This window comes from Pseudomonas sp. NPDC087615, assembly GCF_044743445.1.
Lineage (GTDB): Bacteria > Pseudomonadota > Gammaproteobacteria > Pseudomonadales > Pseudomonadaceae > Aquipseudomonas > Aquipseudomonas baetica_A.
In genome coordinates this window covers 43557-65501 of record NZ_JBIUWM010000011.1, presented here as the reverse complement: position 1 = coordinate 65501, position 21945 = coordinate 43557, and the positions used below count along the sequence as shown (strand labels likewise).

Genomic DNA, 21945 nt, shown 5'->3' with positions numbered 1-21945 from the left:
CTTTAGTAGCTGCCCATCATCCTGCCGCGTCTACTGGCAGGTCTGACAGTTGACACTGGTTTGTTCGTTGTGCGTGCCGCGCCTCACGGTCAAGGGGCGCTGCCTTTCGAGCGCCGCATCAGAATGTAAAAGCCCCGTCATTCATAGGCCGGGGCTTTTGCTTTCTGCTCGCTTGAAGTGACAATCAGCCACGTCCGTGCAAGCGCAGTACCTGACCTTGAAACTCCGGGGTAATCCCGGTTCCTGCCACTACGATCTTTCCATCCTTCTGTAGCGTGACAGCGTAGAAAGTTGTTCTGCCGCCAACGTCCGTACCCACCCAACCGATGCCCGCGAATGTTGTATCAAACGAACCGTCACTGAGTATTCTTGCGACGACGGCTGGCGCTGTTTCATCCAGTTGCTTGCCTATCAAAACGATCTTGCCATCCGGTTGCATGAGTCCGCTGGCCCAGTAGGTGGGCTCATTATTCAATCGGGTGAGCAACGGTTGACCTCGATTGAACTGGATATTGGCGCTGCCATCCGGTTCCAGACCGATCAAGAGACCTTGGGGCGTTTCGGTTCTGCCGATGCCCAGCAGACGGTTGTTCGGTTGTTGAATAATGGCCACCAGTCTGGCGGACTCCGACACTGACACAATGACAAACCCGCCATTGCCAAAGCCTTGATCGAGGCTGCCGTTGAGTCCGTAGCGCGCGAACAGGGGCGCCGACGTGCCTGAGCGTGGCGCCAGTTGGCCGCAGACGACAATGTTTCCATCCTGATCGATCAAACCGCCATGCACTTTGACGTCAGCAGGATCGGCACCCGGATAAATAACCTGGACATACCCCTTGTCATTGAAAGAAGTGTCCAGCGAACCATCGTTGTTGAGCTGGAAAATAAAGGCGCGGGTGTCCGCCAGATGAGTGATGACGTAAGAATTTACGATCAGGATTTTTCCATTGTCGAGGGGCAAGACGTTTGCCGGCACGCTCTGATCTTTACCTCCCCCCACGTCCATGAGCATCAGGGCATTGAGCTCTTGAGGTCGCGGGAGTACGACATGGCCCGCCATCCCAAATTCGACGTCCGGCGTGCCGTCGGGCAGGTATCGGGCCAATGCCGGATCACGTGCGCCTCCTACAGACCCGGTCACGAGAATTTTGCCGTCACTGAGAACGCTCACGGCGTTCCCCTGGGACTCGTTTGTTCCGGCAAAAAAACCGGTCACGACGCCATTCGTGCCAAAGCGGTTGTCCAGCGTTCCGTCAACCAGCAAGCGCCCCAGCAGGTAGGGCGAATGGGTGACGCCGCTTTGTACTTTACCTGTGAAATACAGGTGCCCGGTGGCGTGTGCTGCCGTGAGGCCGAAGAGCAGTGTTTCAGGTTCCAATGAGTCGAGGGCCAGACGAAAAATGCCTGAATCTGCAAAACTTTCATCAAGCGACCCTGCGGCCTGCACAGATCGATCTGAGTGGTTCATGTGGCTGTCCTTGAGTAGGGGGCGACTCAAGTAGCTACCCATCACCATCCCCCGTCTACTGTCAGGTCTGACAGTAGACGGGGGATGTCACTCAGTGATTTACGGTTAGCTGTGTCAGCGATGAGGTCATCACAGGTGCCACACCTGCCTGACCCGAACGCAAAAAGTCCCGCCATTCAAATGGCGGGGCTTATTTTTCAGAAAGTCAGGTGGACCAATATCCTGACGCCATCGATACCCATGGCTGAAGAGGTTGTCAGCGGTGATTGCGCACTTTCAACCAAGCAGGCCGCGCATGATTTTGATGTTCGTATCGGTTGTCCAACTGAAAAACAGTACTTTGTCAGGCATGAACGCGATGGCGAGTGATGAGCCCGTGGTCTGCGGGAAACGCAGGGAGCCGGTGCCTTTGCCGAATGAGGTGTCGAGTGTGCCGTCACTGATGAAGCGAGCGATGACAACGTTCTGTGTGGCCTCCATCGGCAAGTCTGCTCTCCCTGCCACGAGAAGTTTTCCGTCGCTCTGCACTGTGCCCGCAAGCCACCCGGTTTCTGCATAGTCGAGCACTGTCTTGAGCGGTTGTGCGCGGTTGAACTGAATATTGGCTTCGCCGTTTGGCTCTCGACTGATCAGCAATCCTTTTCTGATGCTTGCAGAAGCTTCACCGATGGCTAAAAAACGTTGATTGGGCTGCAAGGCCAATTGATGAATTGCAAAGTATTCATTTTTTTCACCAACGCTCAGATAACCCGTTTTGTTGAACGATGTGTCGAGTTGGCCCGTACCGTCGAGCTGAATGAACAGTGCTTGGGGCGCGTCGGACGGCTGCACGATCACCCAGCCGACTGCGAGATATTTGCCATCAGGCAAGCGCATGACGCTTTCCAAAAATGTTTGCAGCGCGTTCTCGGGTTGAGCGGTGAAATGTCCCGTTTTGTTGAAAGTCTTGTCCGGCGAGCCATCGCTGTTCAGCACAGTGATGACGCCGAATGGACTATCCAGGTTCTGCAGCAACAGGATTTTTCCATCTGACATTACTGAGGCCTGAGCCTGATCGTTATTGGGTTGACGGTCAGTTGCAGTTGTTGATGCGCAGCGGGTGGCCGGTGATTCCACGATGACTAAACCATTGTTGCCGAAGGTAGCGTCCGCAGTACCGTTCAGCTCCATCCGAAACAGTGCTTTTTTCGATGGGGAGCCGCTGGCTCTGAAGTCTCCGACGACGAGAATTTTGCGGGTTGCTTGAATATCGACCAAAAAAATCTGTCTTGGGAAAAATCGACTTGTACCAAAATCGCCGAAGACGTAACCCTCCTTGCCGAAGGTCGTGTCGAGTGTGCCGCCCTCAGTCAGATGAAAGTAGGCATACCCCATGACGCCATTCACAGCGATGGTCGAACAAGCGTAGTAAGAGTCTCCCGCTGGACCAAGAACCAATGCTTGTGGAGAAATCACCTGATAGTCGGAGGGGGGTGACACCTCGTAGGCACCATCGGCGCCGAAGTTCGGATCCAGCTCCCCCGTGCTGCTGAACAGTTTTTCATCCGTCGTATTCATCTGTTTGGCTCCTAGAAGGCAAGGCCTTCTTTCGTTCTTGATGGGATGCAGGCATCGACCTTGGCAGGCTCCTAGTGGGACAGGAATCACGAACTTCATCTACTGTAAGACCTGACAGTTGACGCATGAGTAATTCCAGTGTTGGCCTTTACAGGGGCGAAAAAAAACCGCCATTCACATGGCGGTTTTTTTCTGCATCCGATCACTCAGACCTGCGGGTCGCCTACGTGCAGGATCTTCATGCCGTTGGTGCCGCCGGTGGTGTGGTAGCTGTCGCCCTTGGTCAGGATGACCCAGTCGCCTTTTTCCACAACACCGCGTTTGACCAGCTCGTCGATAGCCTTCTGGCTGACTTCGTGCGGTTCCAGCGAGGCTGGGTCGAACGGAATCGTGTACACGCCACGGAACATCGCCGCACGCGCCTGAGTCTCGCGGTGTGGCGAGAAGGCGTAGATCGGCACCGAAGAACGGATGCGCGACATGATCAGCGGGGTGTAACCACTTTCGGTCAGCGCGATGATCGCTTTGACGCCCGGGAAATGGTTGGCGGTGTACATGGTCGCCAGCGCGATGCTTTCATCGCAGCGGGTGAATTCCTTGCCGATGCGGTGGCTGGAGGTTTTCAGCGTCGGGTGCTTTTCAGCGCCGACGCAGATGCGCGCCATCGCTTGCACAGCTTCCAGCGGATACAGGCCAGCGGCGGATTCGGCCGAGAGCATCACGGCGTCGGTGTAGTCGAGCACGGCGTTGGCCACGTCGGACACTTCGGCGCGGGTCGGCATCGGGTTCTGGATCATCGACTCCATCATTTGGGTCGCAACGATCACAGCCTTGTTGTGGCGGCGTGCGTGCAGAATGATTTTCTTCTGAATGCCCACCAGTTCGGCGTCGCCGATTTCCACACCGAGGTCACCACGGGCAACCATCACCGCGTCGGAAGCCTTGATCAGGCCGTCGAGGGTTTCGTCGTCGGCCACGGCTTCGGCGCGTTCGATCTTCGCCACCAGCCAGGCAGTGCCGCCGGCTTCGTCACGCAGTTGACGGGCGTATTCCATGTCAGCGGCGTCACGCGGGAAGGACACCGCCAGGTAGTCGACTTCCATTTCAGCGGCGAGCTTGATGTCGGCCTTGTCTTTTTCAGTCAGGGCCGGAGCGGTCAGGCCGCCACCGCGACGGTTGATGCCTTTGTGGTCGGACAGCGGGCCGCCGATGGTCACAGTGCAATGCAGTTCAGTGGCCGTGGCGGTATCAACGCGCATGACCACGCGGCCGTCGTCGAGCAGCAGCTCGTCGCCCACGCCGCAGTCCTTGACCAGATCCGGGTAGTCAATGCCGACCACTTGCTGGTTGCCTTCGGTCAACGGATGGCTGGTGGAGAAGGTGAACGGGTCACCGATCTTCAGCTCGATCTTCTTGTTGGCGAATTTGGCGATACGGATTTTCGGGCCTTGCAGGTCACCGAGCAGGGCGACGAAGCGGCCGTGCTTGGCAGCGAGGTCACGCACCAGTTTCGCGCGAGCCTTGTGCTCGTCGGGGGTGCCGTGGGAGAAGTTCAGACGGGCAACGTCCAGGCCAGCCAGAATCAGCTGTTCGAGAACTTCCGGCGAGTTACTGGCCGGGCCAAGGGTAGCGACGATTTTGGTACGACGGACGGACATGCAAAGACTCCTGAGTTCAAGCGCTAGCGAAGGCTACTATGCTCCAAGGGTGTAGTCATTGTTCGTTTGCACTACTTATCGTTTTCTTTATTGAACTTGGTCACTTTGGGGCAAACGCGCCTGAAGATTTCCGACGATGGGTCGATACAGAGCTCAAGACAGGAGAACCCTCATGCGATTGTTGCCCATTGCCGCCCTTGCCCTCAGCGTCCTCGCCGTGACGGGCTGCACCCGTTGGTCGATGAACCATCATTTGAACAACGCCTACAGCGCCTATGATCGCGGCAATTGCGAGCAGGTGATGCTCGAACTGTCCAAGGTCGAGCGCGCCAGCCGTGCCCGCCCCTATGTGTGGCCGGAAGTGACAATGATGCGTGGCCAGTGCCTTGAACGGCAGAAAATGTTTGTCGATGCGGCGCAGACCTACCAGTTCATCATCGCCTCCTACCCGAGCAGCGAATACGCCTACCGCGCACGCGCGCGCCTGGAGACCTTGCAGAGTCTGGGCCATTACCCGATCCCGGTCGCCACACCCGTCGTGCGGCCAACCCGCTTTTAATGGAAGTTGTCAGACAAAATCTGGCCGGCTGTACAGCCTGAGCTATAGTCCAGTGAACCGGGTTTAGAGTCGAGTCTCTAACTTGGGCAACACCTGCGACTGGCAGATGTAAGGTGATGGCGATTGGGTGACCATCACTCCGGAAGCGGGGAGAGCGCGTCTGCGATACGGGCGCGTTCCGAAGCAAAGGCGCGGCTCTGTGATAGAGCCCTGCATGGCGAACCGCATATGTTTACCGACCGCCGGATAGAACGGCATCAACTGCCGTATTTCCTCAAAGTGTTCAACCGCGTCACCGACAAACCCATCGGCTTCCTGGGCAATGTGTCTGAGGACGGGCTGATGCTGATCAGCCATTTGCCGATGATGACGGGGGTGGATTTCAATCTGCGTCTGAAGATTCCCGCCAGTGACGGCTGCCTGCAAGTGATCGACCTGACGGCATGCTGCTTGTGGTGTCACGAAGACGCGACCCCGCTGCAATATGACGCCGGGTTCGTTGTGCAGCGACCGCCGCCGGAATATGGGGAGCTGGTGCAGGCGCTGAAGCAATACTTCAGCTTTCAGCCGTTGCCGGCTTCTGCCTGACCCCAAATCTTTAGAAAGCTTCGCGGGCAAGCCCGCTGCCACATTGGCCTGTATTCCTTCAATTGAAAGGCGGTCGAATGTGGGGGCGGGCTTGCTCGCGAAAGCATCAGCACCTACAACCCATCGCCAAGATCAGGTAATGGCAATCGCCCGTTCGTTATCCAGCGTCTTCTGCGCCAGTAACAAACCCATCTCACTCAATTGATAGATCGCCATCGCCAGATGCCGCGGCTTGTCTTCGAGGCTGTCCGCCAGATCCAGCAGCAGAATGCTGACCGACGAAAACGTTTCGTAAGTCTGGATGGCCACGGCTTCGGGGTTGATGTCGGGGGCGACCATGAACATCTGCATGCCGCGATCCACGGAATTGCGCGGGTCAGGTTTCGGTTTGAGGTAATGGTCGAGGGCTTTTTCGGCGGCCTCGTGGAGTTTTTTTGATTGGGCGGATGTGTAGGGGGAAACCGAGTCGGTTTCGGGGGGATTGGGTGTTTCTTTAAACATTTTTTGCACACTCGTAGTTGGTGCCACCACCTGTTCGCGACTAAACGAAAGGGTGGCGGCTGTAAGCAGGTTAGTCGACCGGGAGTGCACGAACCGGCGCGCCCTAGGGCGCCCTGCGAACAGCCACCATCGAGTGCGGGAATAGGAAATACCCGACGGGATGACGCTTATACGCAATGCACATAACCCGGGCGACTAAACCCGACCACTGATTGGCAGCGGCACGGACCAAGTTACGGGGCATCAACAAAGTGCACAAGCCGGCGGATTCTGAGGGATGTGTAGGCAATGGCGCAAGGCAACGTAGCCGTGTGCGGGCATCTGAAGGATGTCGCCAGATTACTGCGTGGGAAATATTACCGCCCGTCGGGACTGTCAGATTTTACAGGTGTCAGTGTCAGGCCGTTCGACTTAGCGTGAGAAAACGCATCGTCGCTGGCGACGCCAACAACTGGAGCTTGAGAGATGACTTCCGACGACAAGGACCAAACCGATCCAGGCATTTTCGGGCAACAAGAAAAAGAGCCCATAACTCAAGTGGGTAACCTGAACGTTGCTGGCGATGCGGTTGTTTCTGGCGAGGTGTCGCTGGAAGTGAATGATGGTTTAAACGATAAACCCCCTCCCATACAGTTGTTGTCGCCATCCAACTTTTCTATTCAAGGGAGGGCTTTCAGTTTTACGTTCCGAATTCCTTGGGCTGGGGTTCACCAAGTGTGGGTGGATTACATGGAAGATGGCGAAATTAAAAGTCAGATTTCCGGGGAGTGGTTTTCTGCGGGAACGGTAAATTCGCTTAACTTCAGTTATACGCGTGATGGTGCAAAGTCACTGCGTATTCAATGGCGGCGTGGTGAAATTTTTTCGGATTATAAGTTTCTCGATTACTACATTAGTGACCCTTTGAGTTTTGACGAGATTTCAGACGATTTCAAAATTCAAGGTTATGGTGGTACCGGAACGACCGCCCATGCGGTGCATGTGCTTGGGGCGAATAACCGCACGCAGATTGGCCCTGAATTTCCTTGTGGAACTAGATGGGAAGCGCCGCTTTTTACATATTATCCCCCCAGAAGAGTAGCAGTAGGGATGTATCAAACCGCACGATACAAGGAGCATACGTACCATCGCCTGTCTTCAACCAAAGAGATGCTTTTTTTATACATGCCGAGGCTGAGTATGCCGGTCGCTGGGCAAATCGTGCGTATTTCTGATTTAAGTTTTATTGGGAAGGGGCACCCCGGATTAACACTTAAAGTCGTACGGCAGGATAATCACTATGCTTTATTGAGTGAAACTTCAGTTGAAGCTCCAGAAGTGTGGCAGCTGTCTGCGCTAAAGGATCGTGTCGGATTTGGTGAGTTAACCGTTGAGGTGCAGTATCACCACGCTAACATTGGTCACGGCTACTCAAAGGCCGTCACGTTTTTTGTCAATGGCATGCCCGAGATTCTTGAACCGCAACCTTCTACCTTACAGGACTCATCTTTTTTGTTAGAGGGCCGCAACGGATTGCTCGGCGCCCTGATCGAGGTCTTTGAGGATCAGAATACGCGGGTGTATGGCACGAGCAGGGTGTCTGCGGAAAATGGTGATTGGAGTGTGTCGGTCACCGGACTGTCGCCCGGCAATATCGGCCTTGTTGTTGAACAGTCGGTAGGCAACATGCGATCGGGTCGTGGTAACCCCCGTGCCTTTAAAATCCGCCCCCCGGTATTGGAAAGTGTTGACATCAATTTCCCCACTGATACATCGGCGACTTTCTTCGGCAGCGGCCATTTCGATGGGAGGCTTGAGACCCAGATCCAGTTCACCGTCAAGAGTGGCCCAGGGACTGCTCCCCCCAATACCAAGGTTAACCAGGACGGTAAGTGGCAAACGGCTGCGACGGACTGGCCCTTTGGCACCAGCACAGTCGAGGTCATTCAGAAAGTTCCCGATGGTGACAGTGGCTGGATCGAATCACATCCGTATGGTTTCGTGGTCACAAGATCGTTGACGAATGTCGAAGACATCACATTCACCCCGCAATACCGACCGAGCTTCAGTGGTAAAGGCTTCAGCGGTGCGACGGTCAGGCTGGTTGAGTCAGACCTCAACACGCCCATTGCTCCCGCCGTGCAAGTGCAAAATGGCAAATGGTCGAGCGCGGCGCTTGAGGAATGGGGGCCGACGTTCGAGCGCAAAGTCTATTTAAAGCAGTTCAAGGATGAGCATCAGTCACCGGACTGGATCGAGTTGCTGGTCAATATTCCACCCCTGGCACCGGGGGTAAACGAGCCCATCGAAGACGGTCTTTCGCCGAAGTTCAGTGGTACATGCTGGCCGGGAGCCCAGGTCAATTTGATATTCAACGACAATGGCTTAACGGAAAACGCGGTCACGTCCAATGACACTTGGACATACCAGCGACCCACCCCGTTTGCTCCAGATGTTGAGCATACCGTCGCCGTTTACCAGATTGCTGCCTGGCAAAAATCTGTGTCTGAGGTCAAAAGCTTTAGGGTTTCCGAGGCCATGCGCCAACCGATCATCACCTTTCCCCAGAGTGATACCCAGGTCGGCCGCGACGTGACCATCGAAGGAACCTGTGGAATGAGGGGCGCCACGCTGCAGTTGTGGGATGCGCAATACGGCTGGGAGTTGGGCGAGCCAAAAGTGTTGGAGGAGGACGGTGAGTGGGCGATAGAACTCACTGACCTGAAATTTGGTCCGTTCACGATCTACGCGGTGCAAAAGCGCAATGAACATGAGTCCGAACGCAGTGAATACTGTCGGTTTGAAGTGGTGCTGCTGCCACCACAAATCACCACCCCGGCGCCCGACGGCAGGTTGACGCGCACCGCGAAGCTGGAAGGACGTGGTATGCCGTCCGGGCAGGTCGAGGTCTGGCGCGTGGGCGAGAACGAACCCTGGCAGCGCGATATTTTGGTGGGCGCGGACGGTGTTTGGGCGCGTGAGGTGACGTTGCCAGTGGGCCTCCACACCCTTCGGGCGCGACAGACGTTCGTTAACGACGGCAAGCCTTACGAGTCCGACTTCACGCCGCTTTTGACCTACGCCGTGGTCCCGGCGGCGCCTTTTGTCGAGACCCCGGTCGCAGGTGAATCGGTCGGGCAGCGGGTGGTGGTGTCGGGGTTTGGTGTGCCGGGCGATACCGTCGGCGTGACGCTGGGTAGCGGACCGCGAGAGATCGGGGTAAGCAGCGCTGTGCTTGAGGATCGCACCTGGTCGGTGACGCTGGAACTTGATCAGCCTGATGGCAATTACGTTCTGGGCGCTGTGGCCACGTGTGACGGTTTTGAGTCGGCCGTCGCCCGGCGATCAATCGTACTGGGCACCTATCGGCCCAGTATCGATGAACCGACAGCGGGGGGGTGGGTCAGCGATCCGGTGTCCTTTGCCGGTCAAGGTCGAGAGGGCAGCGGACAAGTCGTGAGCTGGTTCAATCCGGATGTGAAGTGGTCGCCGCTGCTGTCCGTTTCCGAAGAGGGATGGCGCGGCGAATACACGGTGGCGCGAACGGGCGGCCAGTGGTGTCGGTTCCGGCAGACGTTCAATGACGAAACCGGCAAGACAACGTTTTCCGCTTGGGTCGACAGTGCGCGTTTTGACGTGCAGTCCGCCCCCTTGAAGAAGACTTGAATCCAGAGCCGACGAACGGTCATTAAACCTGTCAGATCTGACAGTAGACGGTAATCGTCATTCGGCGCCAAATCCTGATGAATGAAATGACTGCCGGGCGAAACGCCTGGCCGTTCTGGCCGGTTATCGACCCAAGGAATTTGATCATGGCTGATCCTCGCCGCCCTGGCTTGCAACTGTTTGATCAGTTGTTCCCCTCAGAAGAGCAAAACGTTCAGAACGCAGGTTTGAAAAAGCTCAGGGATTACCTTGAACAAGGCGGTTCGATTTTATCGCTGGTCGCAAAGGGCGTGCAGGGCATGGTCAGGGACGAGCAGGTGAGTCCGCAGGACGCTAAACGGTTTTTGTACCGTGCCAACAGCATGGCGACTTTCCTGCGTCGCCAGTACATCGAGTGCACGCTTGGCGGTGGCAACGTCGATGATCAGAGCGGCTTCGCATCACTGGTCGACGGACCGACGTTTGAAGTGCTTTTCAAACCTAATTTCAACGCCATGTGTCCGCCCGATGCGCTGGAGTCTCTGGCATCACCGGTGGCTTATCTGATGGACCTGCTGCGCTGGCTCGTCTTCAGCATCGAGCCTGATCGGCGCGAGTTGAGCTATGCGATCGACAAGCGCCGTCCAGACTTGATGCCGCAGATGATCGACTTCAATGCGGTGTATCAGTCAGTGTCCTCGGTGGAAATCATTGTTCGGGTGCTGGAGACGTTTATCAATGAGCACCGGCCAGTGGGCCAGCCGGGGACGATCGAGGATGCTTTGATCGAGGCGCGTTATCCCAATGGTCTTCCTTACTATCAGCATTGGGTCACGCTTGACGGCATTGCGGGTCTCAAAAAACTGTCGGTCGGCGATTTTGCCCAGACGGTCGATCTGGCCTATCCCTACTTCTTGCGGGCGCAATTGCAGGCGCCAGATTTCGAGCGGGCGCTGGCGCATGCATCGCGGTTGGGGCCCTATCAGCGCAAGTTGCTGACCGAGCCAGGGCCGGATTCCGATAGGGAACGTCTGAACCAGTTCTATCTGGATAACTTTGGTACAACCGAAACTAAAGTGGCCGACCTGGGCCGGATCGAGTTTTTTGCAAAACATACAAAGCTCGATACACAGGGAATCGAGCGCTTGTTATCGATCAGGGATTTTGCACCGGTGCGTACGAGGAATGAGCACCCCCCCTACCCAGTACCTGAAAAACCGGAAAGCGGTCTCTGCGGCTCGGTTTACATCAATGCCCACTCCAGCACGCCAATTGACATCCTCCGTGGCAGTTCAAACGTTTCCGTTATGCATCGCCTGTCAGTGGCGCCTATCGCGGATTTTGCCGCATTCGACCGGATGAATCGCATGATTCGCCTGTGCAACTGGCTGGAACTGCCCAGTGACCAGGTGGATGCCGTGCTGGCCGCTGCGATGAGCGCTGACGTGCGCGGCGGTGCAGAAAACGACTGGTGGATAACACCCAACGTTGTGCATGCCCTTGGCCTGTTTCAGACATTGCGCGAGCGTTACAACTGCACCGCTGCGGAGTTCGCGGCGTTTGTCGATCATCTGTCGATTTACGGGCGGGGGGAGGCACTCTCGCAATTCGATCAGTTGTTCAACAGCCGAGAAGGCTACGCCGAGCCTTTGAAGCTGAATGACGGGGTGTTTCCCGTGACGCCGGAGCCGGGGCAAATCGATCTGACGATCAATCGGTTGTGCGAGGGCTTGGGTATTGATCTGCAAACCTACCAATATCTGGCAATGACGGTAGCCAGGGCACACGGAATTGAAAACAACGTGCTCTCGCCCAGCCTGCCCATCCTGTCCAGTTTTTATCGACTGACGAGATTGCCCCGGATGCTGGGGATCAAACCAGTCGAAGGTGTGCTGATGCTGAGTCTGCTGGGCGCAGACGAATGGCTCAATGGTCTGGCGGGCGAGCCACGGATTTGCAACAGCACCGACGGTGCGGTGGACGTGCTGAAAATTATCGGGGCCATGCAGGCGTTTGTGCAGTGGTGTAACGAAAACAAGCTGGAGGTGACGTGGGTGATGCAGCATCTGGCCGTGCCGCAACCCGCCTCCGAGGTCTCCGAACAGGATCGGCAGTTGTTCGATCAGATACGCGGTTTGCTGCCGACGGCTCAGCTTACCAATGCGACGGTGCTGATGGCGGGGGTACCTCCCGCCGGAGCGGCCAGTTGGCTCGACTTTTTGGCGACGGAGGGCGTTGAGGGGCCGACTGTTATTGATAGAGACGGGCTGGTACTGGCAGCCGTCGGTACGCCGCAACAGTATCTGATCGATGCCCGCGTACGGATCGATTGGGCGGTCAGGAACGCCCTTGGGGATCTGGAAACGGACGTACACACACACATTGTCGACACCTTGCTCACATTGCTTGTGGATGCCCGGGATGCTCAGGTGTCGCTGGTGAAAGAAACACTCGCGGTCTATGCAGGGGTCGGGGTCGATCTGGCGATACCGGTATTGAACTGGGCCAACTCAACGGTTTACGACTTGCTGCGGCAAGTCAGCGACCTTGTTGATCCGGACGAGCAATCGCTGCGCCAGCGTCCAGTCAATACGAATGCTGGGGCCCTTCGGTTGGCCGAAATACGGCGACTTGGCGACGTAGCGGCTGCATTGAGGATCAGCGCCGCCACGTTGCAGGAGTTTCTGGATTACGGCCATCAGGCTTGGCTGGATCAGTCCGACAAGCATGCGTTCTCGGTGTCCACCCTTTATGGCTTGATGACGCTGACCCGGGTTATTGAGTTGCGCTTGCAACCGGAGCAGGAGTTGCTCGATTACCTGCGTGATGTCAACGAGCTTCCACCGATTCTGGGCGCAGATGCCAAGCGCTTGGCGCAACAGGTCTCGGCTATCCGACTGGCCGGTATCTGCGGCTTGAGCGTGCAGGAGGTGCTTGAGTGTGTTCATCGCGTGGCGCCCCAAATGCCAATCCTGAAAAACCTGACCCAACTGGATCTGTTGATGCGTGTGCGTGAACTGTCCGCAAAAACGGGGATGGATGCGCTGACGATTTTCCAGATCGGTAACTTGCCGGAAGACGTGGATAACGAAAACAGAAACATCTACGCCGAGGCCGCCGAACTGGCCTTGCTGAGCGAGTCGGGCTCACGTCCATCGCCTGTCCAGGTGTCGGGAGCTGTGAAACAACTGGTGAGCACTGAGTCTTCTGTCGTGCCTACCGAAATCGTCGCCGGATCTGAGCAAACCGCCACCTACACGGTATGGGTCAAGGACGCCGACGGGACGCCATTGAGCGGTGTCAGGGTCAATTTCCGCGCAAGCCTTGGCACTGTCGAGGCGAGCGCCGACACAAACACAGATGGCGCCGCCAAGTTCACCTATACCCCCGGCACGACGATGGGAACAGACATCCCCGTGTATTGGCTGGATCTGTTCGAGCCTGAGAATGCCTGGCCCATCAATCTTATTTCCGATAGAGATAGCCTGGGATTTGTGCTGCGGCTGAGGTCGCCGGTGCCATCGGGTGTTGTGCCCAAAGGCCAGGAAGTCGAGCTCTACGCAACACTTCAAGACACCTACAAGAACCTTGGGAAGGACGAGATAGTGGATTGGGGCTGGAGCACGCAACACCGGCAATCAAAAGCGCAGGTTCGCCCTTCGCACATGAGAACCAATCAGGAGGGGCTCACACGGGTTTTTGTCTCCAGCCTCAGCGGTGGAACCTATACGTTCAGTGTCATCTGCCAAAAAAGCGCAAAGGTGGCCATCTTCGGGCCGATCGAGTTTGAAGGGGGTGGCCCCGCGCAGTGATACATCGCCGCCTCAGCGTTTAGCCCGCAATTCTCACTCAAGGAGCAAGGATCATGGCACTGAGCAACATTGCCAGTCTGCTGGAACAACGTCGCTCGGCACTGCTCGAGTATTGCATCGGACATGCCACCAGAGCGGATTACTCTATCGTCGAGACGTCGGCCGATCTGCTTGAGCTGTTACGCCTGGATCCGCTTGACACCTACGCGGTGCAAAGTTCTTGGGTGGCTGAAAAGACCAGTTGTGTGCAGCAGATCATGCATGCCGTGTTCAGCGGTCAGGAACCCGGGTTTGCGGGGTACGAGTTTGCCCCTCAGGATCTCGCTCAATGGTCGCTTTACAGCAACTATCCCGACTGGGCGGCTGTTCAACTGATTGCGCTTTACCCGGAAAACTACATCAGTCCGTTCGTTCGTCAACGCAAAAGCAGCCTGTTCAAAAACCTGGAAAACGACCTCAACCAGGCGCGCCTGACCACCGACTCGGTTCAGGTGGCCATGCGCAACTACCTGCAAGCGTTCGAGCAGACCTGTGATCTGGATGTCATCAGTTGCTACATGCACGGCGACAGGCCGTACCGCGCCGATTACTACTTTGTCGGGCGTCAGCGAATGCCACCGTTCCAGTATTTCTGGCGCAAGGCCGAGATTGAACTCACGCCCACCTGCGTTGCGGTCAATCCGGCGGCCTGGAGTGAATGGCAGGCCGTGGAAATTCAGCCGGCCAACCGGGTGATCGAGATGCGCCCGGTGTTCTGGAATGGCCGGTTGTGCCTGGTCTGGGCGGAGTGGCGCGACGAGGTGAAGGGGTCGACCGATCAGTCCCTGCCTCATAAGCTGGACGTCAACCTGGCCTTTATGACGCAGAACGGTCAGTGGTCAGCGCCGCTGAGTTTGTACAGTGCCGAGGTCGATGAGAGCCATGCAGAGGCGTTCCGACTGATCGCCGTCGTGCGCACCGATACCCTTGATCCCAAGGGCAAGTTGGGGGTTTTCATCTCAGGGGGAAAAACCCCGGAAACTGATACCTCGACGGTGAAGACATCACGGGTTGCGGAGCCTCTCAAGGTGCCCATGATTTACGATGTTTTGATGCGTCTCGACCACAATGACGCCGGTGAGTGGCTGGAGGATGCGCAGGGCCGGTTCACGACGCCCGAAACGGTGCAGCACTCACTGGGCAGCCAAGTGTCGATGACCTCCGAGGCCAAGCCACACGGGTCTATCTCGAGTTACCTGGAACTGAACGCCGTGGCCTTGCGTGAGAACGATAACGATGTACTGACGGTGAACGGTTATTGCAGACCGACCGGGTTGCCTGAAGGCGTTGACCCTGTCTTCAAATTGACATTGGTGAACCCGACCGGAGGTGATGCCCCACCTTTAGTAAGCCCCTATTCACAGGCTGGCGGCTGGAAAACCGGCTCGATGAGGTTCATACGTAGCAAGGGGTCATGGCCCCAACCCACCCGATTCACTTTCGGGACTGACCTGCCTGAGTATGGCAGCCGTGAATTCCAGCTCACGATTGTCGATCTGGCGTCTTTCGAAGCGCCAGTGCTGTTGAAAAACGCGGGCGATGCAGCGCAGTTTCTTTCATTCAACCTGCCTGATCCGTACCTCAAATGCACTCGCTTGAACTCGCTGTTCGGCCCGGAACTGGTGCAGCGCTCGAATATCTCCGTTGATGCCGTACTGGACTGGGATACCCAGTTTCTCGCCGAGCCGCCGCCCACAGGTCAAGTGTTTGAGGAGTTCAATGGCGCATTTGACGGCGCCAACGGCCTGTTTTTCTGGGAGCTGTTTTTCCATCTGCCGCATCTGGTGGCCACGCGTCTGCGTGATGAAGAACGCTTTGCCGATGCGCAATCCTGGTTGCAATACGTGTTCAATCCACAGGCCAGTGAGAGCTCTGCGAAGACGGCGCCCAAAGTGGCGTACTGGCGCTGCCGGCCGTTGGCCAATGAGGCGGGTAATGCCGGTTGTGAATCGCTGGCTCCTATCGACCCCGATGCCATCGGCTACTCGGCCCCCAAACACTTCAAAATCCTGATGTTTTGCGATTACGTGAAGAATCTGATGGCGTGGGGCGACTGGTATTACCGTCAACTGACCCGCGATAGCCTGGTGGCGGCCAAGCTGTGTTATGTGCAGGCGGGATCTCTGATGGGCAACGCGCCCCTGGCCCGTGCGGTGACTCGCTGGCAAACCGATTCTGTGGAAAATCTGTTGGCCATGAGTTGCACGCGTTCGGCGCTTGAGCAGTTTGAACAGACACTGGACTTCAGCCTGGCGGATGTCCCCGCGGGTTCCGATGCCGCACCCATGCTCGGCCTGTTGGCCTGCGAGCCTTTCAAAGCACCGCTCAACCAGCCTTTGCTTGACTTGTACGCAGCGCCTGAGCAACGCCTCTATACCTTGCGCAACAATATGACCATTGACGGCAAACCGCTGGATATTCCGTTGTTCAGCCCGCCGACAGACCCGTCCCAGTTACTGGCCGATCTGGCGGCCGGTGGCGTCGGTGGGCCACGTCCGATGGGCGGGCGACCGGTGGTCAACGCGTTCCGCTGGCGAGTGACGTACGAAGTCGCATTACGCGCGGTGCAAGCACTGCAGGATTGGGGTAGCCAGGTGCTTAATCTGCTCGAACGCCGTGATCGAGCCTTGCAGGAAGAACTGCAGCAATCTCATCTGGTGGAATTGGGCAGCTACGCCCAGACCGTACAGGAGCAGTCTATCGCGCAACTGGAAGCGAACGTGACGGCACTAGCGCAGAGTCGGGCCGTGGCGCAGCAGCGGGCGCAAGCCTACGCACAGCGCTATGACGACAACGTCTCGGCCGTTGAGTATCAGGTCATGGCGAGCCTGAAATTGTCGAAAGTGTCTGCGTTACAGGCAAAAGTCCTCAAGGTGACCGCCGGCGTCACTGCGGCGTTGCCGAAAATCATTGGCATGTCCAACGGCGGCATGAAACCCGAGAATGCAATTGAAGCGGTGAGTTTCGGTCTGGAGGTCGCGTCGTCGCTGTTGCAGATCGATGCCGACACCCAGGCCACCACCGAAGGCTACCGCCGTCGTCGCAACGAGTGGGGGCTGCAACGTGACCAGGCGTTGGCGGAAGTTGAAGCCATCGATGCGCAAATCGAGGCGCAGCAGCACGCTGTCGCGGCAGCCAGAACCAGCCTGGCGCAAACCCTGCGGGCCAACGATCAGGCGTTGGCGGTTTACAACTTCCTGAAAAAACGTGCGACCAATGCCGAGCTGTTCGGCTGGATGCTGGGTCAAATGAAGGCCTTGTATTATCAGGCCTACGACGCCGTGATCAGCCTGTGCCTCAGCGCCCAGGCATCGATGAACGCCGAAACCGGCGATTATGACGCACAGAGGCCTCTGCCCAGGATGTGGCTGGATCAGTTTCACGGGATGGCGGCGGGCGAGCATTTGCGCTGGTTTTTACTGTCTCTGGAACGCGAGTATGTGCAACGGTACGAGCGACGGCTGGAGTTGGTGAAAACCGTTTCTCTGCGCAAGTTGTTTGAGGACAAGGTAGACCCACAGGCAGACTTCGACGGCTGGGCGGCAGCGCTGCAGCAGTTACGGACTACCGGCGTACTGGAATTCCAGCTGAGCCAGTTGCTGTTTGACCGTGATTACCCGGGACATTACTGCCGGCAGATCAGTTCGGTGGAAATAGACCTGCCGATTCTGACCGGGCCTTTTGAAGATGTACGGGCCACCTTGCTGCAGATCGGTAGCATGACGGCTATCCGGCCCACAACGCAGTCGGTGCAGTATCTGTACAAGCCAGAAGGTCAGGCACCACTGGATGTGTTGTTCAATTTACGCAGCGCTCAGCAGATCGCCCTGTCGGTCGGCATCGCCGACAACGGCGTGACAACGATGAAGCCCGATGAAGGCTTGCTCCATTCCTACGAAAAAACCGGGTGTGTTTCTTGCTGGCAACTGAGTTTTCCGCGAGCCGGAAAAGAGCCGCAAGTGAGCATGCTCCAGTCTTTGAACGACGTCATCGTCCGTATCCGCTATACGGCCAAAGCCGGCGAGCCGACCTTTGCCCGTAAAGTCGAAGATTTGGTCACCGAGGCTGAAGAAGCCAGAGAAAATGCCAAGACCCAGGGAGCGGACAGTCATGCGTGAACCTACCGTTCAAGCGAACCAGAATCTTGTACTCAATGGTGACTTCAAAAAAGGAACGGTTGGCTGGAAAACAACCGGTACCGCAATCGGCGTTGACCTGGAATTTTATGACGACGAGCCAATCCCGGTCCTGGCCCTCTCTCATGAAAGTTGGGTCAGTCAGTCATTTCAGATACCCAGCACGCCTGGGCTCCAGGTGCAGTACTCACTGAGTTTCCTGTGGCAGACGCACCACACCGAATCGGGCTGGCTGCGCATCTTCAAGGCTCAAACGGTGTTACACGAATTCGAGCTCAAGCCAACGCCCCCGCAAGATAGGCAACATGAACGGTCGCCACTGACGGCCGGGCAGTCACTGAAGTTTGCTCCGGAGGAAGGCACGCTGACGCTGGATTCGTTATTCGCTGCCGGCGATACGCTGCGCATCGAGATACGCAGTCCGAAGAACGTCCCGAATGACGACGACTCGAAAATACAGGTCACCCGCCTCGACCTGCAATTGCGGCTGGAGCCGTTGAGCCTGCAGGAACTTGATCTGGACGGAATGATTTGGGCGCCGAACACGCAAAACCAGTTGTACCTGTGCCTGGGCGCAACAGGCCTGCAATCTCACCGATTGAGGTTCACACCCGTACCGGACAGCCCGTGGCTGGACACCGAGGCGTCTTTGTCGGTAGCCGATAATCCACAGGGAGCGATCATCGTTACACCGGCAGAGGATGCCGAGCAGTTGCTGACCCTCCCATGGTTGCTCGACTGCCCGATTGTCGGGGATGAGGATCGGTATGCGTTCACGCTGAATCTGATCAACCGCTACAACGCCGAGCCTTGCGCCTTTGCTGTCTCGCTGGGGCATCATCGCTTGGTATTTCGCGAGACTCGTGGCGCTGACTATTACCCGGTACTGGGCCAAAGCGTCCGCCTTGGGGTTCAGGTCGCGTCTTTTTATACCGGTCAGCCCCTCGATGGGCGCACGATTGACTGGTCGGTGTCAGGGCAGGGCGTGAAAAGCGCCAAGGTCAGTGATGAACACGGCTGGGCCTGGTTCGAGTTTGAGACCGACACGGCGGGGGATGTTGTAGTCGAAGCGTCGGTCGACAGCCCCTATTACATCAATGCCAAGTTGACGGAAACGTTCAATATCAAGGTTTTGGCGACCGATCCGTGGCGTCAACTGGTGGCGGTGGTCGACGAGAGTGAGAGGCCTTGGGTGGGGACCGACTATCCCAACCGGGGCTCTTCGCATAAGGTCCAGATCCGATTGCCTGATAACACGCCTTTGCGTGGTTCTATGTTGTCGCTGCACTGGAGCGGTGATTCTCAGAACCAACTCGGGGTGGAAGTCAGCCCGGCGCTCGGGGAGCCGGTGCTCGTCGATAAAGACGATTTGATCTGGACGCTGACCAGCGCAGATCGTCTCGATGGTCAGTTTGACTTGTCGTTGGTCAGCTCTAGGTTGTTGGATTCGTCGCCGAAAAGACGCATGTCGCTGGCGCGCAATCGGGTGAAGATCGCCGATGTACGCGAGGCCAACAAGAGTCCGGTGGTGGATGAGCAAGAAAGCGTGTTGTTGCGGGTGCAGGTCGTGCATGCCACCGAAAGTGGTGACGGCGAGCCTGTCAGCAATGCACGGGTCACCTGGCTGACCCCCGAAGACGATGTTCCTGCGCAAACCGGCACAGGCGGCTGGGCGAGCTTGCTGTATACGCCAACAACCGCAAAAACGCATGAAATCACCGCCAGCGTCAAGGCGCACCCGGAGGCTGAGCCGATCGATTGCACGTTCGAAGTGGTCGCGATTCAGAGCAGTCCCTGGAATGACAATGTCCGGGTCCTGCTCGATGAGGTGGAGGTCGACCGCAATACGCTCGGCGTGCTCTGCCGAAAAGGTCAGACACCCATACTGAGCGTCATACCTGTGCCCGGCAGTCTGTGGATTGACAGAAATATCAGTTTGCATTGGCGCGGTGCTGATCCCCAGATCGGGCTCGTTCCCGGTGATTTGGAACTGCCCAGGAAGTTGGTGGCGCAGGGTGTGCAGTGGACACTTGACGCTTCAGCGGGTACCAGCAGCCTCTTTGATCTGGAGCTTCGGCTTGATCTGGCAAATGTACCCCCTCGGGAGCTGTCCGGACGTTTGGTGTCGACCGATCTGGCCGAAGAGGTGGGGCTGGTGCTCGATCAGATTCGCGGCGAAGTTGACGAACAAACCTTTTATCCATGCCTGCGCGCCAGGCATTGCTTTAATGTGTTACCCAACGCCTTGAGCCCGCTGGTGGGATTGCAAGCTTCGCTGACATGGTCGGGAACGCCGGCAGATGAGTTAGGTGCGACGGTGCTGCCCGCGCTGGATACGTCACAAACCCTGAATGATGGCGGCGCACTTTGGGCACTGGACTTTTTTGATAGTGCGCAGCCTGGCCGGTTTTCTCTGACCCTGACGCTACCGCAGTTGGGTTTTGTCGCGACAGCCAAGCCTATGCAGCTGGACCACAACAAAGTCAGGATCATAGCCACGCGTGAATCATCGGTGAATCCGGTGGTGGGTCAGGAGCCGGCCTGGATGTGGGTAAAAGTGGTATCGGCCTTCACAGAAGAACCCGTGGATCAGGCGCCCGTGAGCTGGATCGTTGACGAACAGCCCCAGCAGAAAAAAACAGCGGGTGATGGCTGGAGCGGTTTCCCTTTTGTGGCCGTGACGCAGGGGGGCAAAACGATCGAGTGCCGGGTGAAAAGTCCCTATGACGGCTTCGAAGAGTCCCGTTCATTCACATTAACGGCGCTGGAACGCGACCCGTGGGACGGGCTGATGGTCAGTTTTGACGGCCTGCCGGCAAGGCCCTGGGGGCAAACCTTGTTCCCGCGTCGCAAGGGCCAACACAGGATCGATGTGACTGCTGAGGCGGGCAGCGCGTTGTTTGATCAACTGCTGACACTGGGGATGACCGGGACCGGACCTGCCGAGTTGGGTATTCGCTTCAACTCGCCTGGGCTTGGCGAACCGAGATATTTCAGCGAGGTGGGGTTGGACTATTACTTCTCGGTGGGTGACTCGAAGGACGGCAGCTTTGCTCTGTGCCTGGCGTCCGAGCGGCTGGCGAGTCTGTCGCCGGCAAACGGGATGTCGGTGGGGCAGGGCGAGCAGGTGATGAAAATCGCAGAACGCCAGCGGATCAATCAGACGTTGCTGTGGGGGGCGGCGGTGACCGAACAGGTCGCGGTGATCTCGACGGTGAGTGGCAAACCGATGGTCGGAGTGACTGTGACCTGGCGCAGTCCGGACCTTGGTGTCGTGACCTCGACCACCAATTTTTACGGGGTGGCGAAGATCGATTTTGTGCCCACTACACCAGGGGCGATGGAGTTGACTGCATCGGTGGGCGGCGCGGTCCATTCGGATTCGATTTCGTTACCGTTTTTCCTCAGCGAGCCACGTCAGATAAAAGCGTTGCTCAGCGATCATCCCGGCGGTTATCCCGGGCAGGAAATCAGCGCAGACGTTTGGGTGGTATCGGCCATTACGGGTGAGCCTTTGGCAGATGTCGAGGTGCTGTTGGAATACGACAATCAACCGTTGCCGTCACCATTCACCGACGGCGATGGAAAGGCGACGGTTCGCTTCGTGCTGGGGGCGGCTGGCGAAGCTTCTTTATTGGCCGCAGTGAAGGGCGGATTAGCCGGGTGGGACGTGAAGTCACTGTCGTTGTCTGTACTTGAATGGGATCATGCGGCTGTCGAGTCCGTTGTCGCGTCGGTGAATCCGGTTCCGGTGAACAGCTATGTCAATATGACCGCGCAGATTGTGGACAGGGAATCCCGTCAGCCAATGGCAGGCAGGGCTATTCTGGTTTCCCGAAATGGCGCGCCATTCATCGATGCCACTACCGACCGCAAAGGACAATACCTTCACTATTGGTGGCCGATGGACACATCGGAAGTTGTGTCCCTGGCGGTGAAGGTCGAGAACGCTGATGGCTCCTCCGACAGTGGCGCCGTTTATGTCACGGTCGTGAGTTGATCG

10 protein-coding genes are annotated in these 21945 nt (G+C 57.1%); 6 read left to right on the top strand and 4 right to left on the bottom strand.

Features of this window, described 5'->3' with window-relative positions:
• Positions 1–184: 184 nt before the first annotated feature.
• The 3 genes from ACIOU6_RS08070 to pyk form a co-directional block, all read right to left on the bottom strand.
• Entirely contained in the window at positions 185–1468 is a 1284-nt protein-coding gene (locus ACIOU6_RS08070; protein ID WP_401135242.1) for a delta-60 repeat domain-containing protein, read from the bottom strand.
• A 276-nt stretch (positions 1469–1744) separates the two neighbouring features.
• Positions 1745–3025: a hypothetical protein gene (locus ACIOU6_RS08065; protein ID WP_401135239.1), complete on the bottom strand. Its 1281-nt coding sequence runs from the start codon at positions 3023–3025 to the stop codon at positions 1745–1747.
• Positions 3026–3231: 206 nt separating this feature from the next.
• Positions 3232–4683, bottom strand: coding sequence for a pyruvate kinase (gene pyk, locus ACIOU6_RS08060; protein WP_221730650.1), 1452 nt, complete (start codon positions 4681–4683; stop codon positions 3232–3234).
• A gap of 172 nt (positions 4684–4855) precedes the next feature.
• Between pyk and ACIOU6_RS08055 the strand changes: the two genes are divergently transcribed.
• Entirely contained in the window at positions 4856–5242 is a 387-nt protein-coding gene (locus ACIOU6_RS08055) for a tol-pal system YbgF family protein (protein ID WP_221730651.1), read from the top strand.
• Between the two features lie 228 nt (positions 5243–5470).
• A complete protein-coding gene (locus ACIOU6_RS08050; protein WP_221730652.1) occupies positions 5471–5830 on the top strand; it encodes a PilZ domain-containing protein in 360 nt (119 codons plus the stop codon).
• A gap of 132 nt (positions 5831–5962) precedes the next feature.
• On the opposite strand, the gene ACIOU6_RS08045 is transcribed toward ACIOU6_RS08050, so the two are convergent.
• Positions 5963–6331, bottom strand: coding sequence for a DUF6124 family protein (locus ACIOU6_RS08045; protein WP_401135235.1), 369 nt, complete (start codon positions 6329–6331; stop codon positions 5963–5965).
• Between the two features lie 465 nt (positions 6332–6796).
• Here ACIOU6_RS08045 and ACIOU6_RS08040 point away from each other — a divergent pair, with 465 nt between their 5' ends.
• The 4 genes from ACIOU6_RS08040 to ACIOU6_RS08025 all read left to right on the top strand — a co-directional run bounded on the left by ACIOU6_RS08040 (position 6797) and on the right by ACIOU6_RS08025 (position 21942).
• The gene (locus ACIOU6_RS08040) at positions 6797–9976 is read left to right on the top strand and encodes a hypothetical protein (RefSeq protein WP_401135233.1); all 3180 of its coding nucleotides are present in this window, start codon (positions 6797–6799) and stop codon (positions 9974–9976) included.
• A 146-nt stretch (positions 9977–10122) separates the two neighbouring features.
• The gene (locus ACIOU6_RS08035) at positions 10123–13767 is read left to right on the top strand and encodes a Tc toxin subunit A (RefSeq protein WP_401135230.1); all 3645 of its coding nucleotides are present in this window, start codon (positions 10123–10125) and stop codon (positions 13765–13767) included.
• A gap of 53 nt (positions 13768–13820) precedes the next feature.
• A complete protein-coding gene (locus ACIOU6_RS08030) occupies positions 13821–17924 on the top strand; it encodes a neuraminidase-like domain-containing protein (RefSeq protein ID WP_401135228.1) in 4104 nt (1367 codons plus the stop codon).
• The gene (locus ACIOU6_RS08025) at positions 17917–21942 is read left to right on the top strand and encodes a hypothetical protein (protein ID WP_401135225.1); all 4026 of its coding nucleotides are present in this window, start codon (positions 17917–17919) and stop codon (positions 21940–21942) included. The genes ACIOU6_RS08030 and ACIOU6_RS08025 overlap by 8 nt, the downstream gene beginning before the upstream one ends.
• Positions 21943–21945: the final 3 nt, after the last annotated feature.

Excerpts from the sequence above, each read along its gene's own strand:
- ACIOU6_RS08050 (WP_221730652.1), top strand. The coding sequence starts at position 5,471 with ATGTTTACCGACCGCCGGATAGAACGGCATCAACTGCCGTATTTCCTC.
- ACIOU6_RS08035 (WP_401135230.1), top strand. The coding sequence starts at position 10,123 with ATGGCTGATCCTCGCCGCCCTGGCTTGCAACTGTTTGATCAGTTGTTC.
- ACIOU6_RS08030 (WP_401135228.1), top strand. The coding sequence starts at position 13,821 with ATGGCACTGAGCAACATTGCCAGTCTGCTGGAACAACGTCGCTCGGCA.
- ACIOU6_RS08065 (WP_401135239.1), bottom strand. The coding sequence starts at position 3,025 with ATGAATACGACGGATGAAAAACTGTTCAGCAGCACGGGGGAGCTGGAT.
- pyk (WP_221730650.1), bottom strand. The coding sequence starts at position 4,683 with ATGTCCGTCCGTCGTACCAAAATCGTCGCTACCCTTGGCCCGGCCAGT.
- ACIOU6_RS08070 (WP_401135242.1), bottom strand. The coding sequence starts at position 1,468 with ATGAACCACTCAGATCGATCTGTGCAGGCCGCAGGGTCGCTTGATGAA.
- ACIOU6_RS08040 (WP_401135233.1), top strand. The coding sequence starts at position 6,797 with ATGACTTCCGACGACAAGGACCAAACCGATCCAGGCATTTTCGGGCAA.
- ACIOU6_RS08025 (WP_401135225.1), top strand. The coding sequence starts at position 17,917 with ATGCGTGAACCTACCGTTCAAGCGAACCAGAATCTTGTACTCAATGGT.
- ACIOU6_RS08045 (WP_401135235.1), bottom strand. The coding sequence starts at position 6,331 with ATGTTTAAAGAAACACCCAATCCCCCCGAAACCGACTCGGTTTCCCCC.
- ACIOU6_RS08055 (WP_221730651.1), top strand. The coding sequence starts at position 4,856 with ATGCGATTGTTGCCCATTGCCGCCCTTGCCCTCAGCGTCCTCGCCGTG.